Source organism: Aliterella atlantica CENA595, assembly GCF_000952155.1.
Lineage (GTDB): Bacteria > Cyanobacteriota > Cyanobacteriia > Cyanobacteriales > Chroococcidiopsidaceae > Aliterella > Aliterella atlantica.
Genome location: NZ_JYON01000047.1, coordinates 1 through 16126, shown reverse-complemented (window position 1 = coordinate 16126; position 16126 = coordinate 1). Strand labels below are relative to the sequence as shown.

The following is a 16126-nucleotide window of genomic DNA, read 5'->3' as shown; positions in this document are numbered from 1 at the left end:
ACAATTGCGACGGAGATTGTCTGACATTCTCAAAGACTTAACTCCAGAATTGATTGCTTCGCTTACAGGTTGGGAGTTTATTACTGATGCTGTATTAAGTTTATCTTCACATTAAATTGGTATTAGAGCAAAAGAAAAATAGCCAATCTCAAATAGAGTCATTACGCGATCGCTGCGATGGAATTGCTGCTTGTTGGCAGGCATTCAATAGCACGTCTATTAATAGTTTCTGCTTAGAGATTGAGGAATTATTCAGCGATACTCGTAGCTCTGTGATTCTCTCGACAGTACACCGCGCTAAAGGATTAGAAGAGAAGCGAGTATTTATTCTACGCCCTGACTTATTACCACTGCGTTGGAACGGTCAGCAAGATTGGGAATTAGAACAAGAATATAACTTGTGCTACGTAGCTTTTACAAGAGCCAAAGAAGCGCTTTGCTTTATCCAAGATGATATTGGCACTGGCACTGGTGAAGATGATACTGGCGAAGAAGAGAATGATGAATGAGCGATCGCCTATAAAATAGCCCATTCTTGATAATCCCCACTAGCAGTAATGCTGCCCTGGCAAATCCCCTCTGCATCGAAAATAATAGCTTTTATAGATTTAAGTTGGCAAATTTTTTTCAACTCATCAACTGATGCTTCCTCTGGCAAATCCGCAATATCTTCTAAGCTATTAGGAATAATCCACATCACGTCAAAGGTATCGATCATATTGAAACTATTTGGTTTATCAGTGTGTGCAATCGCCCAACTCATAACAAAATAGGACAGTAAGTATGAGTGTTTATGATAGAAGATTGAACGACAACGAGCTTCCCAGGATGAATCGCCGACCGACTCGATACTATTTAGTTGAGGGAAGGCTTGAAGATAGCACTTTGTACCAAAAGATTGTAGCGGTTTTTGTAAATGAAGAAGAGGCTTTTAAGACAGCCGAGAAAATGCCAAAAGCAATCATTACTGATTGCCGTGATTGGTGCTTAGAAGAATTAGATAATGGATCTAGAGCGATCGCGATTCAATTATAGCGATCGCACCTTCCCACACAAGCAACCTTGAATTCAAAATCTCAAAGCTAAGGAAAGAGCGATCGCCATTTCTATTATGCATTCCCATAATTCCACCTGGCGCGGTATCCTCGTAAATCGATATGCGTAAAACTGGCACTATTGCCCAAACCTCCTTTATCCCCGTGCCATTGATTAAGTTGTTGGTAAACTTCATGCGGTCGAAATCCACCAACTACAATATCCGCTGCCGCACCGTAAAGATGTTGTGAATTGGTTGCTCCACCAACAGAGCGGTTAACGGCTGGCGGTCGATAACCTGAATTAATTAAAATTGATGCCTTGCCAAAGCGCGATCGCACATCCTCTAAATAATTAGCCAGCCGAATAATGTTGTCCACTACTTGCGTATTTTGAGGTACGCGCGTAAGCTCCTTAGTGAACTCTCCCCAGCTAAAATGCCCGCCCGATACTACCCGATCGCTTGCCGATACCCAGCCAACTTTGGGGAGAAATGCTTTGTGTTCGGCTATTATTGGGCTGTCAGCATCTTTAGGAGGTGTACGAGTATAAGTAGCTTCCAGAAGCGCGATCGCTGTCGATTTGCCCAATAGCTCAGGATGTTCCAAATACTCAAGCTGTTTGAACTTAGCAAATGCTGCTAGTGTTTGTTTGCCAACAATACCATCGGCTGCTCCATCTAAAAGATTAACTCTAGCTAATTGAATCTGTACGGCTTTAATTGTTTCTGGTGGTGCATCCGCTAATTTTTGAGTTTTATGTATGCCCAAAAGTGCGTTCATTTATTTATCTTCTCTCGGTATCAACTGTCCTAAATATCCCCCAATGCCAATTTTCGCCAGATCGCCAAAAGTAACTCTAAAAGAGCGATCTACAATTGCTAAATAAAGTACGCCGCCAACTAAAATCAAAATTACAAAAGAGCCTGTATTAAATCGTGATAATAAGTTATTCATCTTCCTTAAGAGAAGGACGCAATCGCAAATTTGAAAGTAATAATGCCTTGATTTCAATTTGATTTTGGTCGATGCGATCGCTTCTAGTATCTATATCTTTCCGTACTTCTCTAAATTCATGCTCAAAAGTTTCTGTTTGGAATTTGAAAGCCTCTGATAGCGATTTATAGTAATTTTTTAAATGCTCGTAATCTCGCTGTGCGGCGTATCCCTTAATTACTGAAGTACGGTAAAGAGCAACGCATCCAAGAACGCTAGTAATTATTCCTAAAGTAGTCCCGATTAATCCTGCCCATACTACTACCGTATTCATATTTAATAGTTACTAAGTAGTTATTGCTCTGCTACAAATCTAATTCCCTCTAAACTTACCCATGAATTATTACCAACTACTAGGGTTACTGCTCCAGTAGTAGCAACAATATCTATTCTTCCAAGCGCACTATTTGAAGTTGTGGTTATTACTCTGTTCTCTATTGGTCTAAATCCTACTGGTAAAGTAAATAGAGCCTCGTTTGCTGTTACTGCTGTAGACTTTTTAATTAATCCTTTAAACTCAACTGTGCCATCGGGTAACTTCCTATAAAAAGGTGATGGATGAGGTGCGCCAAAAGCACTCCATCCTGTTGCTAATGTTGGAGCTATCCAACTATTTACACTGCTAATACCTATATGGTTGACTCTATTCAATAAGTAAGTATCTGAACTATTAGCGGTTGCCTCAGTAGCGATCGCATCTAGCTTTGATTTATCAGCAGCAAGCATAAATCCGTTAGCAGCAGTAGTAGCAGCATGTAGGTTACCTCCTGCCCTACTACCGTGCAAAGTATCGCTAAATCCTTGCCCTTCCCACCTGCTGTTAGTTGCGCTGTATAGAAGAAATTGCCCAGAAGTGGGCGCTGTAGTGCTTAGATTTACCCCCCTCAACTGACTAGCATTCCACTGAGCAATTGTATTTCCTACTTGCGCCGCCGTAATTTGTCCAAATGCTGCGGATTGATTAGCTATGCTGGCGTTAGGGATAATTGGGGAAGAGGAAAAAGATTTAATCCCTCCTATAGTTTGGTTATTAGTCAGATCTACAAAGTTTTGAGTGCTACTATTTGTACCACCTTTAGCTATGGGCAATATGGTAATAGTAGGCTCTCTACCATCTAAGCTACTTTGCAAGTTAGCAATCGTTGCTATTGATTGAGTGCCTGTGTGATTAGCTCGGCTTAGTAAATATGTGTCTGTTTGGTTGACAGTTGCACCAGGAGAAACCGCATCAAGTTTTGTTTTATCCGCTGCTACCATATAGCCCGCTGCTGTTGCTGTGGCTCCGGCGATCGCAGGTGTCGAGCTAAAAGTTTTGATTCCTCCTATAGTTTGATTGTTGGTTAAGTCAACAAAGTTTTGAGTGTTACTGCCTGTCCCACCCTTATTAATCGGCAGTACGTCGATACTGTTTTGTTTAGCATCTAAAGTATCCTGTAAGCTGACAATTGAAGATATCGCTTGCAAACCTGTGTGATTACTTCTATTTACTAAGTAATTGTCAGAGGCATTAAACGTTGCATTGTTTTCTATCCCGTCCAACTTGAATTTATCAGCAGCGCTAATCATCCCTTTGTGACTAGAAGTGGCTACGGGGTGATTAGCGCTGCCTTCGTGTACTATTACGCTAGCTATAGCGCTGCCTGCCGGATCTGCTCCTATTTGCCCTGCAGTTACGCTGTGCGGATTATTAGTATTTAATACGTGGTTGTCTAGATCGATATCTAAAGCTTTAAGAGTAAGCGCGTCCTGAATAGAATTTATCTGCTGTTGCAGTTCGAGCAAATCGCTTAAAGTAATTGGCATATCAACGCCATCCTCTATAATTTCTAAAGATTCAATCTCAATGCTCCAACTATCCGATAGATTATCTACTCGTTTTATTGCTAGTTTTCTGCTTGGCAATCCTTTGGGCAGACTAAACAACAAGATATCTTGTTCTACTTTGCAGTTAATTAGCTTGTAATCAAATAATGCTAGTTGCCCATCGTTTTCAAAGGCTTGTCTAATTATTATCTTGAGGTCGCTTTTATTAGCTACCGCGCTAGTGTGTTTAAGCTTAAATAAAGTACCTGTAATTATAGGTGTAAAAGCGTAGTCTTTAGTAGTAGTAATATTCCCGACTGCTTGCCATTCCATCAAATACCGTGTTGTTCGAGGCTTGCTAATTGTTGAGCCATTACTTCTAACCTATCTAACAATTCTGATAAGTTTGGCTGTTCTCCTGTTAGTACTTGTCCGTTATACTGCCAAACCTCCACATACACATCTTCCAACCAGTAAGGAACAGCCACTTCTACTACGTAAGGTATAACGTTGTAGTTTTTAAACTCTATTAAAGTCAGCCTACTTAATCCTGCTCTCTTAGAATCTGCTGCCTGTACTCCTGAGATTAAACCCATTGCACTACTAGGAGATACATACAAGTATTGCGAGACTCTAGCACCTAAAAACCAATGCACTCTAGCACTATTACTAACAATACCCACTAATAAAGTGTGCGTTGTAGCTGTTACATATATAGGAGGAATAGGAGTGTATTTGTAGTTAAGATCGCTTGGTGTAGTGTTGTTTTTATATACAACCGAGCGTCTTTCACTTGTAAGTAGCTCCCAATTTTCCCTAGTAGTTAAATCCCAAGATGGCATTTAATTAAGCGTTTGTGCCGATGATGTTGGTAGCAGTAGCTAGCTCAGATCTACAGACAAATGGTCTAGTTAAAGTTATGTAACCATTAGCATTAGCACCTATCGTTGCCGGACTAAATGCGGTTAATCTTTCGCCGTCTACTTGGTCTACATTTGCATCTGCCTGAGCTTTATTAGCTGCTGTAAATAGCAGAGAAAAAAACTTTACAACACCGCTATCAGTTAATGCATCAATATTTGAGCCATTGATTAAGCCTGCATTAATAGTTACTGCCCCGCTAGCTACTGTTATGGCTCCTGCTGGCAATTTGTCGGCTAGTTGCTGCCAAGTTAAATCTGTTACTGCTGCCATCTTTGTTCCTTCTTAATTAATTATGTTTTTACAGTATCTAAATTAGCTTTATGGAGTAGTATCTTCGTCGCCTGATACTACAGAACCAACAGCTAATGGTGATACAGAATAAGTTTTACCTGATGGTGATTGAAATGATTTAGGCTTTTTAGTTAGTAATTTAGCGTGTAACCATGCTGATATTTCGGCTATAGATGCATCGCCAGGGAACCTAATAGTCGTGTAAACTGGCGTACTTCTTGCTGGTCGTGGTGTGCCAGTTGTGCTAGGTTGAGGCGCAGGTGTATTTACTAATTCTGTCGGAATTTTAAAAGGTTTTCCGCCTCTACCTTTGGCTATTTTTCCTCTTTCTCTACCAACACCTGTTTTTCTATCTACTGTAACTTCAATAATTGGGCTATTAGCTTCAAGTCTTTTACTACGTACTTTTCTCGTATGCGCTTTTATGCTACCAGTATATTTAACAAAGGCTAATTCTGCTGGTGTTGCGTCTGGTATTCCAAAATAATCTATCTGATCGCTTCTTAAACTAACCAGTCCGATAAATACCCCGTTTAAAACCATAGGGTAAGTAGTTTTATAATCTGGCATAAACTATATACACTTTTCAGTATCAAATGCGTGTAATTGAAACAACAGCAATCTAACAATTGAAACCCTTTAGTGTCAAGGTTTTTGCCTCGTTTGTTAGAATAAATATTGACCAAGGGTTAAACCGTTGGTCAATATTTTGTACGCTGACGTTCGATTTAAGAAACTAACGCTTTTGGCTTTTTACCCCTTCTGTCATATAAGATAACTGGCGGGACTAGCTTATGTATGGTTGCTTCTGCATAAATAAATCGTACATCTACTAATGGTCTTACTTTCGCTAGTGTAACTTGCTCACCTAGTATCATTTGTGTTTGGGGTGTCTCTGGATAAGCTTCTAATTCTACTGAGTTTTCAGTTCGTGTAAAGTATTTCCACACAGGGCTATGATTTTGTAGCGATAGTACCTTAGTTACTAAGTCTGCTGCTTGGTTCTTTGTTTTAGCTAGTATTTGCAATTGATACCCTTTATCCCAATCAGCATAACAATATAGCTCTTTACCCTTAACCCATACATATCCCCCATTATCCCCAAAAATACTCTTTATTCTATTAGCAATATTAGTTAGTTCTCCTTTACTAATAGTTTCTGTAGTTTCATTCATTATCCTAAAAGTTAATGTACCTCTTTTTCTATTTTGACCTCTGCCTTTTGGTTGTTCTACGCGAGGATTAAAATCACTGTCTTGTTTGAAATATAATTTGATATGTGGGTGATACCTTCTACCTGGTAACATTTCACTATCTCTACCACCCCCAGTAGCTTCTATATCCAAGTTTTCTAATAGCTGATGTGTAGCCATTAATTGAGTTATTATTGGCTTAAGTAACTTGCTATTACCCTTTAGTAATATACGATCGCTCATTTATTCGTCCTCGTCATCTGCATTTCTAATAGGTTGGATCTCAATTACCTTCTCACTACCAAATTGCGCTTGGTTTGCCATCTTCTGCATAGCAAAGTAGCTATCTGCGCTGTTAGCTACTATGTACCCAGCTTCTATACACGCTTCGCCGAACTCATCCCAGAAATTTTCTGCATAAGCTTTGTCTTCTGGATCTTGAATTGAGTCTATGCTTTCCTCATGTGCCGACGCTATCGACCAGGGTTTATTTCTATCCTTGTTTGCTTTGTCTACCGATTCTTGGGTTAAATATCCAACTTTAACTAACAAGTTAGCAACACCTAAAGCCGCTGTTCTACACAAGGCTCTATTGTTTTTGAATAACTGAAACATAGTTTTTCGTGCAGATTGTTGGATTTGCAAACTAACTAAAGTGGCTAAACTTCCTGCTATTTCATCGGCGGCTTCCTCACCTAGTTCTTTCATCATGTATAAGCCTAATGGCTCGTTAAATACGGCTACTGTTGCTGCTGGGACAACACCGCAAATAGCAAACCCAAGTGATTGACCTGCCAAACTACCCTTTGCGCCTGCGAGTGCTATTTCTGCTTGCTTAATCTTTTCGTCTATTTCCGTATCGCTGATGTTGATGTTGAAGTTAAGCAGATACATAACGCCGCCTGATATCTGCTGAAATAGCTTGCCCCAGTCAAGACTAAGAAAATCTTTGATCCTTGCAAAGGCGAACGACATTAACGAACGCCCAAATTTCTCAACCGCGTTATATACGCTTAGTATCCCTCCATCTTCTTTATTTTGAGTATTAGTAGCACTAATTGCTATTCTTCTTACACCGCTGTTACCTACCGCCGCTTGCCTTATTTGCCTTGATGCCAATTGGGTTAAGTTTAGGCTAACCATTTAGGGTTGCTCCGTAGGCGGATCGAGCTTGGTTAAGTCGCGGATCTTGGGGCGTTGGCTGTAGTCTCTACCGTAAGGTTTATCAGGGTTCGTAACGCCTGGTACGTTCTTAAATCCTTCCTCGACTTGCTTAACAAAATCATCCCAATCGTTATCGTCTTCGTCCTTGTTAACTTTGTTAACTGCGCTGTAGGCATCTAACAAGTGTTTGAGAATCTGCGCTTTTATATCGCCGTTGGGGTTTACCTTGCGTTTGTAGTTAGCAGCTAGGATCGAGGCAGCTTCCCTAAAGCGAATTAAGTCAGCTTCTAACCCAAATTTTTCATCAAAATCTGTTACTGCTACATCAATCTCGCTCTCCTTGAGGATTTCGTCATAGCGTGTTTTCCCCAGCGTAAACAGTAGAGGCATCTTTACTTTGATGTCTTTCTGTTTGTAGCCCGCCCATTCGGTGAGCGATTGCAATAGCTTGTAGGTGATGAAGTTTTGCTGCTTGTCGGTGATGCCTTCTGCCGCGCTTCTTACAGCAAAGTTTAATAGCGTCTCGGTGTTGAGGTTAGTTTGGAATGCCAGCGTGAACATTTCGCCGATCGCCTCTGCCATGTTGGGCAGCTTCACTCCCAGCGGTTGGTCGCCTGGTTTGGATGGATCGCTATCTTTAATCTCGATTGGTATCTCCCATTGCCCTAGCACTTCGTCGAAGCGCTCCACATACCAAGCTAAAAACTGAGTTAGGTTTGGTATTTCTTTATTTTGATTAGGAATCAAATTGCCTAAAAATCCTTCGTCTTTACTAATTAAAGAAGCAGGTAAGGATGCAGGATATTCATCAACACCTACAGTATTTGATAATTTATCTATTTTTGCTATCAATAATCTAATTAGCTCGTCATTGTTATTATTGGTAGGGCAACACGTCATACAGCAATGTTTAGGTGGTGGTGATACTTTTCTTGGTGGTGGCGGATTGTTATTATTGCTAGTTCTTCCGCATTTAACTGCTACCCCATACACGACAGTCTCTTGCATAGTTCCATCAGGTACACCATGCATATCTGTATGTGGTTGTGCAGTTGATGTATTTCTATAGTTTTCTAATTCATTTTTAAATTGAATAATGCTAGTTTGATATATCTCACCTCTAGTTTGGTTATCACTTTCTCTATAGGCAGTATTTGGCATTAAAAAGTAGTTATTAATAGTTACTTCCCCTTGCTGGGATATATCCCCGCCTCTAAATGCATCCGCCCAATTTTGGTTATAAGTAAAATTAAATGTAGTTGTAAAGTCAACTCGTGCTGAATATGTTGTTCTTAAAATCCCGTTAGCATCTCTATATTGCCCAATAGTGCCTGTATAGGGAAATTCTATATTTGTTACGCTTCTAGTAATTACACTACGGGCATAGTGTCTACCTATATTTACTCCACTAATGCTATTAGGGTATCTATTATTCCATTCTTCTATATCTGCTTGGAATGCTTTGTAAATTACAATTATTGATGTCGATGTATCTTGGCAATTATGCGGGGGAAATGGAACGGGACTATCTGTACCAGGCGGTATAGGTATAGGTTTGGATGGTGGTGGATTTCTACATTCTGGTAATCGCCATACTATTGCTACTGGTGGTACTTTTATAAATCCAAACGCGCCATCAAACTGAACGCCTACATTGCACTTATCTAAAATGAAGCTTGGCTCAATTGATGCAAAGCTGGGTGTGAAAGGATTACCGCAATAGATACTGTCGGGGTAGCGATCGCAATCTCTAGGATCTGCTGGCTCGCTAGGTGTTGCGTATAAACCAGTGTCACCTATAGGTGTTAAACCCTCCGGTGCTTCATTCCAAGGCAATCCTTCTGGTTCTTCTAAATCGAAGGTAATATTTACCCCTGGTTCTTTCTTTAGTTTCCTAATTCTTACCATTACCTCACCTGATACATTATGCCCAAACGTACTATGTACTTATGCGTTGATTTAACTAGCTCTTGATACCTACGTTGCATCACTTCGATATCTGTTTTACTCTGTAACTTGTAAGGTAGTTTAAAGTCTTCTAGATCGTTCTCATACTGATTATTTGAATCAAAGGGATTGTGTAGCATTAACTTGATGATTGTGTAGTAGCGAATACACCTTGTTTAGTTGGAACCCAACCCCCATTATCATCTCCACAATAAATCAACCCAACTATATCTTTTGTAGTTTTAGGGATATACACTGAACTATAGTAGCTATTAAAGTTAAACCTTCCTAAATAGTTGTCTAGGTTAACTTGATAATCGGTAGTAACCTTCATAATTTCTACAACGTCCCCTATTTGAGGAGAAGCATATAACTTTAAATTTATGCTAGTAGCTGGGTACAATGTAGGGTTAATAGTATAGAGTATTCTATCTCCATGTTTAGTAGTGTATTCGTTATTAACAGTTATCCATTTAGGTATAGGTGCAGGTGCAGGTGTGGTATTAGATGTAATTGCAGATGCTAAATCATCACAATATTGTTGCAAACCATTTAATACTAATTCTGTACTGTCTATTAAATAGTTGAATTGCTGAATTAAATGCGCTCCATTACCTGCTTTATTAGCTGTAGGTTCTATAGGCTTGTCGTTAATGTCAGTAAATGTTTGTATTTTGTATCCTTGCAAGTTGTAAGTCATATTTACCTCAATTAGTTGGCTAGTAAGAATGCATTGTCTATTAAACTGCTATTACCTACAGAGTAGTTAGGTACTGTAGGTTCATTAGGTGTATTGGTATTGCTGCCAGCAGTATTGCCTGAAAGATTAATGTTAAATACATTAGGTGCTTGCGGTGTTTCTACAAATACTTCTTCAACATAGGAACCATGTACAACCACTCTATCGTTATCAGTAATTAATCCATACCCTACATCCTGCACATTTATTCCTATCTTTCCATTCTCCCCTAACTCTAAGGCTAGGTTATCGGTAAACAAATCTAATATGTTATACACCCTAAATGGATAACCATAGGGATTAATTAAACTAAGGCTACCTACTTGCAACCAATCGTTATTGGTAGGGTTAATAGCGTTAGTAATATATAAATTAAGCTGCTTTCTAGGACTCTTCCATTCAATATCTATTGTTTTGACCAGTTTAGCTGTTGCTGTATCTGTTAGTTGATAATCTGGCAATGGCGCTTCTTCTAAAGTAGGTACATTAGCAAATACACGCAAGTTTTTCACAAAACAATTAAAGCTAATTATTTTGTGATTTGGTATTAGCTCGCCGCCAACAGCTAAATTATTGTTACTATATACAACTTGAATATTATTGCTATCAGCATTTATCTTTAAGGTAATAGTTTTAACTCTACTAATATTGCTAATTGGCATAGACAATTACACTTAAGCTTTGTAATAGTACAAACAAACTAAAGCAATATTAACCTCTATTTGGTAAAATGGCGATCGCCTCAAACAGCCAATAATCAGCCAAGACGGAACTTTTAAATTAAAGTAATGCCGATACATCGCGCCCGCTATCCTGCTGACTGGGAAGATATAGCAAAAGCTGTTAAAGAAGCTACTTTGTGGCGCTGTTCTAAATGTCATAAACAATGCTTGCGACCAGGTGAAGGGAGAGGATTAAATAGGTCTGAGCGCGCGCTGCAAACTCTAACAGTACATCACGCTAACTTCACTCCAGAAGACAATAGGATTGAAAACCTAATTGCCCTATGCGCTCCTTGTCACTTATCAATTCATAGAGGCAGTCGAGGCAATGTATCTTTAGGGCAACTATCTTTGTGGTGAATTGAGGACTTGATTTAATCAACTAATTAAGCGATCGTATCTTTGATTGTCGATACATACAAATATGCAGATTAAAACAGTTCACTACTCGGCGCTTCTAAATTTAGGGAATTACAGCAATGAAAAGATTGGATTCACTGCTCAACTTAGTGAAGGTGAATCCGTTGAGCAAGTAATTGAGCAGTTGCGAGAGAAAGTTAAGCAGAACGGCGGGACTAATGCCGAGGAGCTTTACCAGACTATGTATAGAGGACGGCGTGAACTTGCAGAATTAGAGCGCAAAATTAAAAATGCCACTGACCAATGGAACGCTACCGCCGAATTTCTAAGAGCGCAAGGCATCAAGCCAGACACGGGAAATATGCCCCAATTTACCAACCTTTTGCCTGAGATAAAGGAAGAGGATAGCGGTGTGGTTGATGGCGAGATAGAGGAAGAGTTAGAAGTTGAGAGTAGCGATTTTTAGTGGCTAGAAGGTGTATAGCGCCGCCACCAAGTGTAAGTTAGTGGCGGCTTAAGAGGTTTGCGCTTGAACAGCAACTTTTTAGCGTATTGACTCTGGATTTTTAATTCTCTGTGCATTTAAGCTGAATTTTCGGATTGATGTTAATTGCTTTTAAGTAGTTCCTAAAATAATTCATCTCGGAATAATCATGCATAAAAAACTCCCTGTATAGGGAGAGAGCAAGTGATAGTTGTCAGGATTGGTTAGTCTCGCGGTCTTAGCTGGCTAAGTTTGATTATATCAGCGTAATCCTTGTCAATTACAACGGTGGAAGTATCGCACCATTTAGCAATTACTGCTGACGCAATACCTTTTAGTAATTGATTGGTAATAAAGGTATCACGGCAATTGTATGGCGTTGTCCCAGGTTTGATTGGGTCAACTACAGCGTTCCATGCCCGACGAGTAAAATTATCATAGTTGATCGGCTTGCCTGTAGGCGATGGGAAAACTAAAGCGCCAGGTTTTATGTCTGCGTGTTTTATCGATTGAAGCAGGGCTTGCAATCTGGGGCTAGTCGCAATGATGCGGGTTTTGTTGTTTTTGGAGCCGCTAGACCAAACGTGCCGACCGTCAATTAATTGCACAGAACCGTTGAAAGTGACGCTAGAACAATCCTTCGATATTTTGTCCCAGGTCAGTCCTACAGCCTCGCTAGGTCTACAGCCCGTCAAAAACCAAAATTCGACAATTGGCGCGTAGTGATTGTAATTTGTGCCAGAGCGGACATCTCTTCTAAAAGCATTAATTACAGCGTCCCGCTCCTCTTCTGTAAATGCGTTTGCTTTGTGCTTAGAAACTGCCCTGCGTTTGGGCATCTCGTTAGCTAGCCCATCATAGGGATTATCTTTAATTAGCTTATGCTTGATTCCCCATTTGCAGCAGGCAGATAAATAAAGTAGTGTTCGCCTAGCTTGGTCGGCTGTTGTTATTGCCAATAGCGATCGCTTTGTTTCCAGCGCATCGAAGGTTAGCATTGCTCCAAGCTTGTCGAGAATCTTGGTGAAGCTGCGATACTCCTGCTGAGTTTTGGCTTTGAGATGAGGCACTTTATCAGCTAAAAATTTATCCCATAATTCCCTTAGCTCGATTTGGTTTTCTGATACCACTGATACCAGTTGCAGAATTGCACCGCTGCATTTGCCATACTTAACTAAAGAGTCATCAAATCTATTGAAAGTGATATCGCTATCAATCGCCTGGGCTTTAGCTCTAGCTATTTTGAGCGTGTCCCTAGAATCTTTACCAATCGTCAAAGAGTAGCGTTTGCTCTGGTGACTCCAACGTAGCCTTAGCGAATCTCTAAATCGTTCTATCTTGATTCTGCCTACAAATTCTTTACCTGAAAATTGCTCTAGTGCTTGTGCCATTGACAAGTGCGATCGCTCTGTTTACTGCTGATACCACTACGATACCAGTTTGCCGAGCGGTCACGTACCACTAAAGCTATAGATTTTATACTAGAAGTCCTGCTATGCAAGGTTTCTAGTGACTCCCCAGGCAAGATTCGAACTTGCGACCAATCGGTTAACAGCCGATCGCTCTACCGCTGAGCTACTGAGGACTGCGAATATCTATATTAACTGCAAACGATCGCTTTTTGCAAGAGGTTTGCGAAAATTTTTGGAAAATTGCTAAATAAGCCAGCAAAACTACTGCTATTACAAACCCATTCGCATTTGAGCTAACTTTTGTCTAGCTTTAGCATCAATAGAATTTGCCAAGAAACGACTAGAAGATTGTTTGCGTTGCTTGTGCTTGTAACGCGATTTTTTCAGCGTCGCTTCCACTTCATAATTTAATTGCTGGGCTGACATCCATTCTGCCCCGTATCCTACTACTACAAGCTGCTGTACGCGATCGGACGTAGCAACTATCAGCCGACACAGGTGAGATTGGCGCATATAAGGACGCAGCGATGCACATGACTTTTCAATGTACGTATCTGCTGTTTGCCCGAAGTCGGTAAAATGCACTGATAAGTGTTCGCTAATAACTTCCTGATGGCTACAACTATTTTGGTACTGAGCATCAAAAACCACTTGCGTTGCATAATTTTGCAAAGCGCTGTAATTTACCAGAGCTTCTACTAACTCCCAGCGAGCCGCTTCTAATCCAACACAGTCGCGTGTTTTCTTTAGATCCGACCAACTACCGATCGCGTTATAACCGTCTACTAGCAAAACGGCTTCGGGTAAGAAACGGGGCATGATATGTACTCAATGTGGTGGCGATTAAAACTATTTATTCACAATTGTAATTGTAATCGGAGTATCGCTTCTAACATTCTGTAGCTAGAGGTAGAATTAACTCTATCCCTAACAAGCTTTTTAGCTAACAAAAGGCAAGCTTCGCCCTTCTTAGCTGTCAGCTTCTCGATCTCTGCATTTGCAGTGGCAAAATAAAAGTAAACAAGCGTGCGTAATTTATGGTGGAACGTCCTATTAAAAAATCCGAGCGTCAGATTGCCGAACCTAGTGACGCAAAAGAAGCACCGGAATCTCAACAACCTAGTGCTGGAGAAGAGAATGCTACGTCATCCTCTACTCCTTTACCGGAAAAACGTAAAGTAATTCCACCAGTGGCAGGAAAAGAAAATAGCAAAGGTAGGAAAGGCAAAGGCGCTAAAAAAGAAGATGAGCCTGCAGCGCCCGTGAATTTAGCTTTGATGCGCGGTCCTAAGCCATCTAAACCTAAGCCGCCTCCAGCAGTTACAACGTCGTCTCCAGACGAAACCCAAACCGATAGCGACCAAAATAATTCGTAATTCGTAATTCGTAATTCGTAATTCTGGACAAAATTAATAATTCATTTGGGTTTCAAGCCCCGCCTTTAGGCGTGAGGTATTAATGCGCGAATGCGCGAATAGCCGCTTTGCGGCTTGCTTCTGCTCAAGAAGAGTAAATGCAGGCAAAAAACAACCCATAAATTTATGGGTTGTTTTAATTTGCGATCGCGAAGGAAAAGGTTAAGGCAATTTCCTATTTTGCTTACTCCGCAGCAGATGATTCTACTTGCATCAAACGTTGCTTGAGCCGCTCTGGATCGCCTCTATCTACTAAAGCTCCTTGCTCTAGTAAAAAAGCGCCGTCGCAGTAGTTCAACTCGTCTAAACGGTGAGTAACCCACAAAGCTGTTAAACCCCGACTTTTGACCAAATTCCGGACTTGAGCGACTAATTCTAGCTGGCTGTCTGGATCGAGTAACGCTGTAGGTTCGTCTAGTAGCAAAACTTCACACTGACGGGCGATCGCTCCAGCAATGGCAACTCGCTGCTTCTGTCCGCCACTTAAGGCATAAATTGGTCTTCTTTGCAGTTCTAACAGATTAACAGCGCTTAAAGCATCTTCTACACGCTGGCGGACTTGGGATATGGGTAGTTTTTCTTCTACCAGTCCAAAAGCTACATCTGCTCCTACAGTGGGCATGACTAACTGATGGTCGGGATTTTGGAAAACAAAACCCACTGGATGCAAAATCTGCACCTTGCCAGATTTTGGAGTCAGCAAACCTGCTAGCAACTTCAGCAGTGTAGATTTGCCGCTGCCGTTTGTACCTAGCAGCATCCAAAATTCGCCTTTAGGTACACTCAAACAGCAAGAGTCTAAAACTCTAGCGCCTGTTTCCCAGCTAAAGTTTAAATCGCTAACTTCAACGGCAATTTCCGTCATTTGTCCCTTAATTATGTAGATTCTGACATGGCAAAAAAGCCTGGAGGTCTACCTCCACCTGCAGCCGAACTATCTTTTTGTGCCATTTGGATGCCCAAAATTTCACTCGATCGCACAGCAACTCTTTTTTCACCTTGGCGATCGCACGTCAATTCTAGGATTTCTGGCTGCCCCGAACGCATTGCTTCCAAAATCTGAGTATATACGCTCTCGGCTTCTTCGGCTGATTTGCGTTGTACGGACACTGGAAAGGCAGTATTTTTTAATGTCAAGTCAATTGTAATCATTAGAGATTTCAGCAGTTAGCACTATGTAGGACTAATTCTAGCGTCCGCGTGCATGAGATGAGCAAAAGTGCTGCTTTTGCTAATTATTTATTATGTGTCTGCCTAAAATTTAGCATTTAGATAGATGCAGAGTGATTTTTCTGCACCTTTTGACTGACTTAAAGATTAAATTTTCTCAATTACCTTGTCATAAATTGGCAGTTAGTTGTACAAATAGATTAGGAATAAGTAAAGAATCGTAAACTCAGCTTGTCAACTGAGCGATCGTTTGTATCGGTAGAAATACCTGTTACAGCCTTTACTTATCGTACTTATAAAATATGGAGTTTTACTGTAATGACAATTGCAGTTGGCAGCGCACCAAGTCGCGGCATATTTGATACCGTAGACGACTGGCTAAAGCGCGACAGATTCGTATTCGTAGGCTGGAGCGGCATATTGCTATTTCCCTGCGCATACCTAGCCTTGGGCGGATGGCTCACAGGGACAA

General features: G+C 40.7%; 22 protein-coding genes, 1 tRNA gene and 1 pseudogene. 6 read left to right on the top strand and 18 right to left on the bottom strand.

What is annotated here, in order from left to right; genetic code table 11:
• The first annotated feature begins 116 nt into the window (after window positions 1–116).
• Entirely contained in the window at window positions 117–509 is a 393-nt protein-coding gene (locus tag UH38_RS24190) for a 3'-5' exonuclease (protein ID WP_045057275.1), read from the top strand.
• A gap of 8 nt (window positions 510–517) precedes the next feature.
• Here UH38_RS24190 and UH38_RS24185 read toward each other — a convergent pair whose 3' ends face one another.
• Complete coding sequence (locus UH38_RS24185; protein ID WP_045057274.1) at window positions 518–763, bottom strand: hypothetical protein; 246 nt, start codon at window positions 761–763, stop codon at window positions 518–520.
• A 20-nt stretch (window positions 764–783) separates the two neighbouring features.
• On the opposite strand from UH38_RS24185, the gene UH38_RS24180 reads away from it, so the two are divergent.
• On the top strand, window positions 784–1035 hold the full coding sequence (locus UH38_RS24180; protein ID WP_144405771.1) for a hypothetical protein: 252 nt from the start codon (window positions 784–786) through the stop codon (window positions 1033–1035).
• Window positions 1036–1109: 74 nt separating this feature from the next.
• On the opposite strand, the gene UH38_RS25150 is transcribed toward UH38_RS24180, so the two are convergent.
• The 12 genes from UH38_RS25150 to UH38_RS24120 form a co-directional block, all read right to left on the bottom strand.
• The gene (locus UH38_RS25150; RefSeq protein WP_052672566.1) at window positions 1110–1817 is read right to left on the bottom strand and encodes a D-Ala-D-Ala carboxypeptidase family metallohydrolase; all 708 of its coding nucleotides are present in this window, start codon (window positions 1815–1817) and stop codon (window positions 1110–1112) included.
• Entirely contained in the window at window positions 1818–1991 is a 174-nt protein-coding gene (locus UH38_RS26970) for a hypothetical protein (protein ID WP_160296021.1), read from the bottom strand.
• Window positions 1984–2304: a hypothetical protein gene (locus UH38_RS24170; protein ID WP_045057272.1), complete on the bottom strand. Its 321-nt coding sequence runs from the start codon at window positions 2302–2304 to the stop codon at window positions 1984–1986. Before UH38_RS24170 ends, UH38_RS26970 begins: the two co-directional genes overlap by 8 nt.
• A gap of 20 nt (window positions 2305–2324) precedes the next feature.
• Window positions 2325–4166 carry a hypothetical protein gene (locus UH38_RS24165; RefSeq protein WP_045057271.1) on the bottom strand — a complete coding sequence of 614 codons (1842 nt, stop codon included), beginning with the start codon at window positions 4164–4166 and terminating at the stop codon, window positions 2325–2327.
• Window positions 4166–4675 (bottom strand): hypothetical protein, encoded by a 510-nt coding sequence (locus tag UH38_RS24160; protein WP_045057270.1) that lies wholly within the window; start codon window positions 4673–4675, stop codon window positions 4166–4168. The genes UH38_RS24165 and UH38_RS24160 overlap by 1 nt, the downstream gene beginning before the upstream one ends.
• 4 nt (window positions 4676–4679) lie before the next feature.
• Window positions 4680–5027 carry a hypothetical protein gene (locus UH38_RS24155; protein ID WP_045057269.1) on the bottom strand — a complete coding sequence of 116 codons (348 nt, stop codon included), beginning with the start codon at window positions 5025–5027 and terminating at the stop codon, window positions 4680–4682.
• A 48-nt stretch (window positions 5028–5075) separates the two neighbouring features.
• Entirely contained in the window at window positions 5076–5618 is a 543-nt protein-coding gene (locus tag UH38_RS24150) for a hypothetical protein (protein ID WP_045057268.1), read from the bottom strand.
• Between the two features lie 158 nt (window positions 5619–5776).
• Window positions 5777–6484 carry a hypothetical protein gene (locus UH38_RS24145; protein WP_045057267.1) on the bottom strand — a complete coding sequence of 236 codons (708 nt, stop codon included), beginning with the start codon at window positions 6482–6484 and terminating at the stop codon, window positions 5777–5779.
• A complete protein-coding gene (locus UH38_RS24140) occupies window positions 6485–7384 on the bottom strand; it encodes a hypothetical protein (RefSeq protein ID WP_045057266.1) in 900 nt (299 codons plus the stop codon).
• A complete protein-coding gene (locus tag UH38_RS24135) occupies window positions 7385–9313 on the bottom strand; it encodes a hypothetical protein (RefSeq protein WP_045057265.1) in 1929 nt (642 codons plus the stop codon). It lies immediately after the preceding gene.
• Window positions 9314–9491: 178 nt separating this feature from the next.
• Window positions 9492–10052 carry a hypothetical protein gene (locus UH38_RS24125; RefSeq protein WP_045057263.1) on the bottom strand — a complete coding sequence of 187 codons (561 nt, stop codon included), beginning with the start codon at window positions 10050–10052 and terminating at the stop codon, window positions 9492–9494.
• 11 nt (window positions 10053–10063) lie between these two features.
• Window positions 10064–10753: a hypothetical protein gene (locus tag UH38_RS24120; RefSeq protein WP_045057262.1), complete on the bottom strand. Its 690-nt coding sequence runs from the start codon at window positions 10751–10753 to the stop codon at window positions 10064–10066.
• A 126-nt stretch (window positions 10754–10879) separates the two neighbouring features.
• On the opposite strand from UH38_RS24120, the gene UH38_RS24115 reads away from it, so the two are divergent.
• On the top strand, window positions 10880–11173 hold the full coding sequence (locus UH38_RS24115) for an HNH endonuclease (RefSeq protein WP_045057261.1): 294 nt from the start codon (window positions 10880–10882) through the stop codon (window positions 11171–11173).
• A gap of 64 nt (window positions 11174–11237) precedes the next feature.
• The gene (locus tag UH38_RS24110; RefSeq protein WP_045057260.1) at window positions 11238–11639 is read left to right on the top strand and encodes a hypothetical protein; all 402 of its coding nucleotides are present in this window, start codon (window positions 11238–11240) and stop codon (window positions 11637–11639) included.
• 242 nt (window positions 11640–11881) lie between these two features.
• On the opposite strand, the gene UH38_RS24105 is transcribed toward UH38_RS24110, so the two are convergent.
• The 3 genes from UH38_RS24105 to UH38_RS24095 all read right to left on the bottom strand — a co-directional run bounded on the left by UH38_RS24105 (window position 11882) and on the right by UH38_RS24095 (window position 13888).
• Window positions 11882–13048, bottom strand: a complete 1167-nt coding sequence (locus tag UH38_RS24105) for a tyrosine-type recombinase/integrase (RefSeq protein WP_052672565.1) — start codon at window positions 13046–13048, stop codon at window positions 11882–11884.
• Window positions 13049–13170: 122 nt separating this feature from the next.
• Window positions 13171–13242 (bottom strand) — tRNA-Asn (locus tag UH38_RS24100).
• Window positions 13243–13339: 97 nt separating this feature from the next.
• On the bottom strand, window positions 13340–13888 hold the full coding sequence (locus UH38_RS24095) for an NYN domain-containing protein (protein WP_045057259.1): 549 nt from the start codon (window positions 13886–13888) through the stop codon (window positions 13340–13342).
• Window positions 13889–14106: 218 nt separating this feature from the next.
• Here UH38_RS24095 and UH38_RS24090 point away from each other — a divergent pair, with 218 nt between their 5' ends.
• Window positions 14107–14445, top strand: coding sequence for a hypothetical protein (locus tag UH38_RS24090; RefSeq protein WP_045057258.1), 339 nt, complete (start codon window positions 14107–14109; stop codon window positions 14443–14445).
• Between the two features lie 223 nt (window positions 14446–14668).
• Here the strand turns inward: UH38_RS24090 and UH38_RS24085 are convergent, their stop codons facing one another.
• Both UH38_RS24085 and UH38_RS24080 read right to left on the bottom strand, forming a co-directional pair.
• Complete coding sequence (locus tag UH38_RS24085; RefSeq protein WP_045057257.1) at window positions 14669–15349, bottom strand: ABC transporter ATP-binding protein; 681 nt, start codon at window positions 15347–15349, stop codon at window positions 14669–14671.
• Between the two features lie 11 nt (window positions 15350–15360).
• Window positions 15361–15636, bottom strand: a complete 276-nt coding sequence (locus UH38_RS24080) for a hypothetical protein (RefSeq protein ID WP_045057256.1) — start codon at window positions 15634–15636, stop codon at window positions 15361–15363.
• 318 nt (window positions 15637–15954) lie between these two features.
• On the opposite strand from UH38_RS24080, the pseudogene UH38_RS27800 reads away from it, so the two are divergent.
• Window positions 15955–16126 (top strand): annotated as a pseudogene (locus UH38_RS27800) (photosystem II D2 protein (photosystem q(a) protein)); the annotation flags it as partial.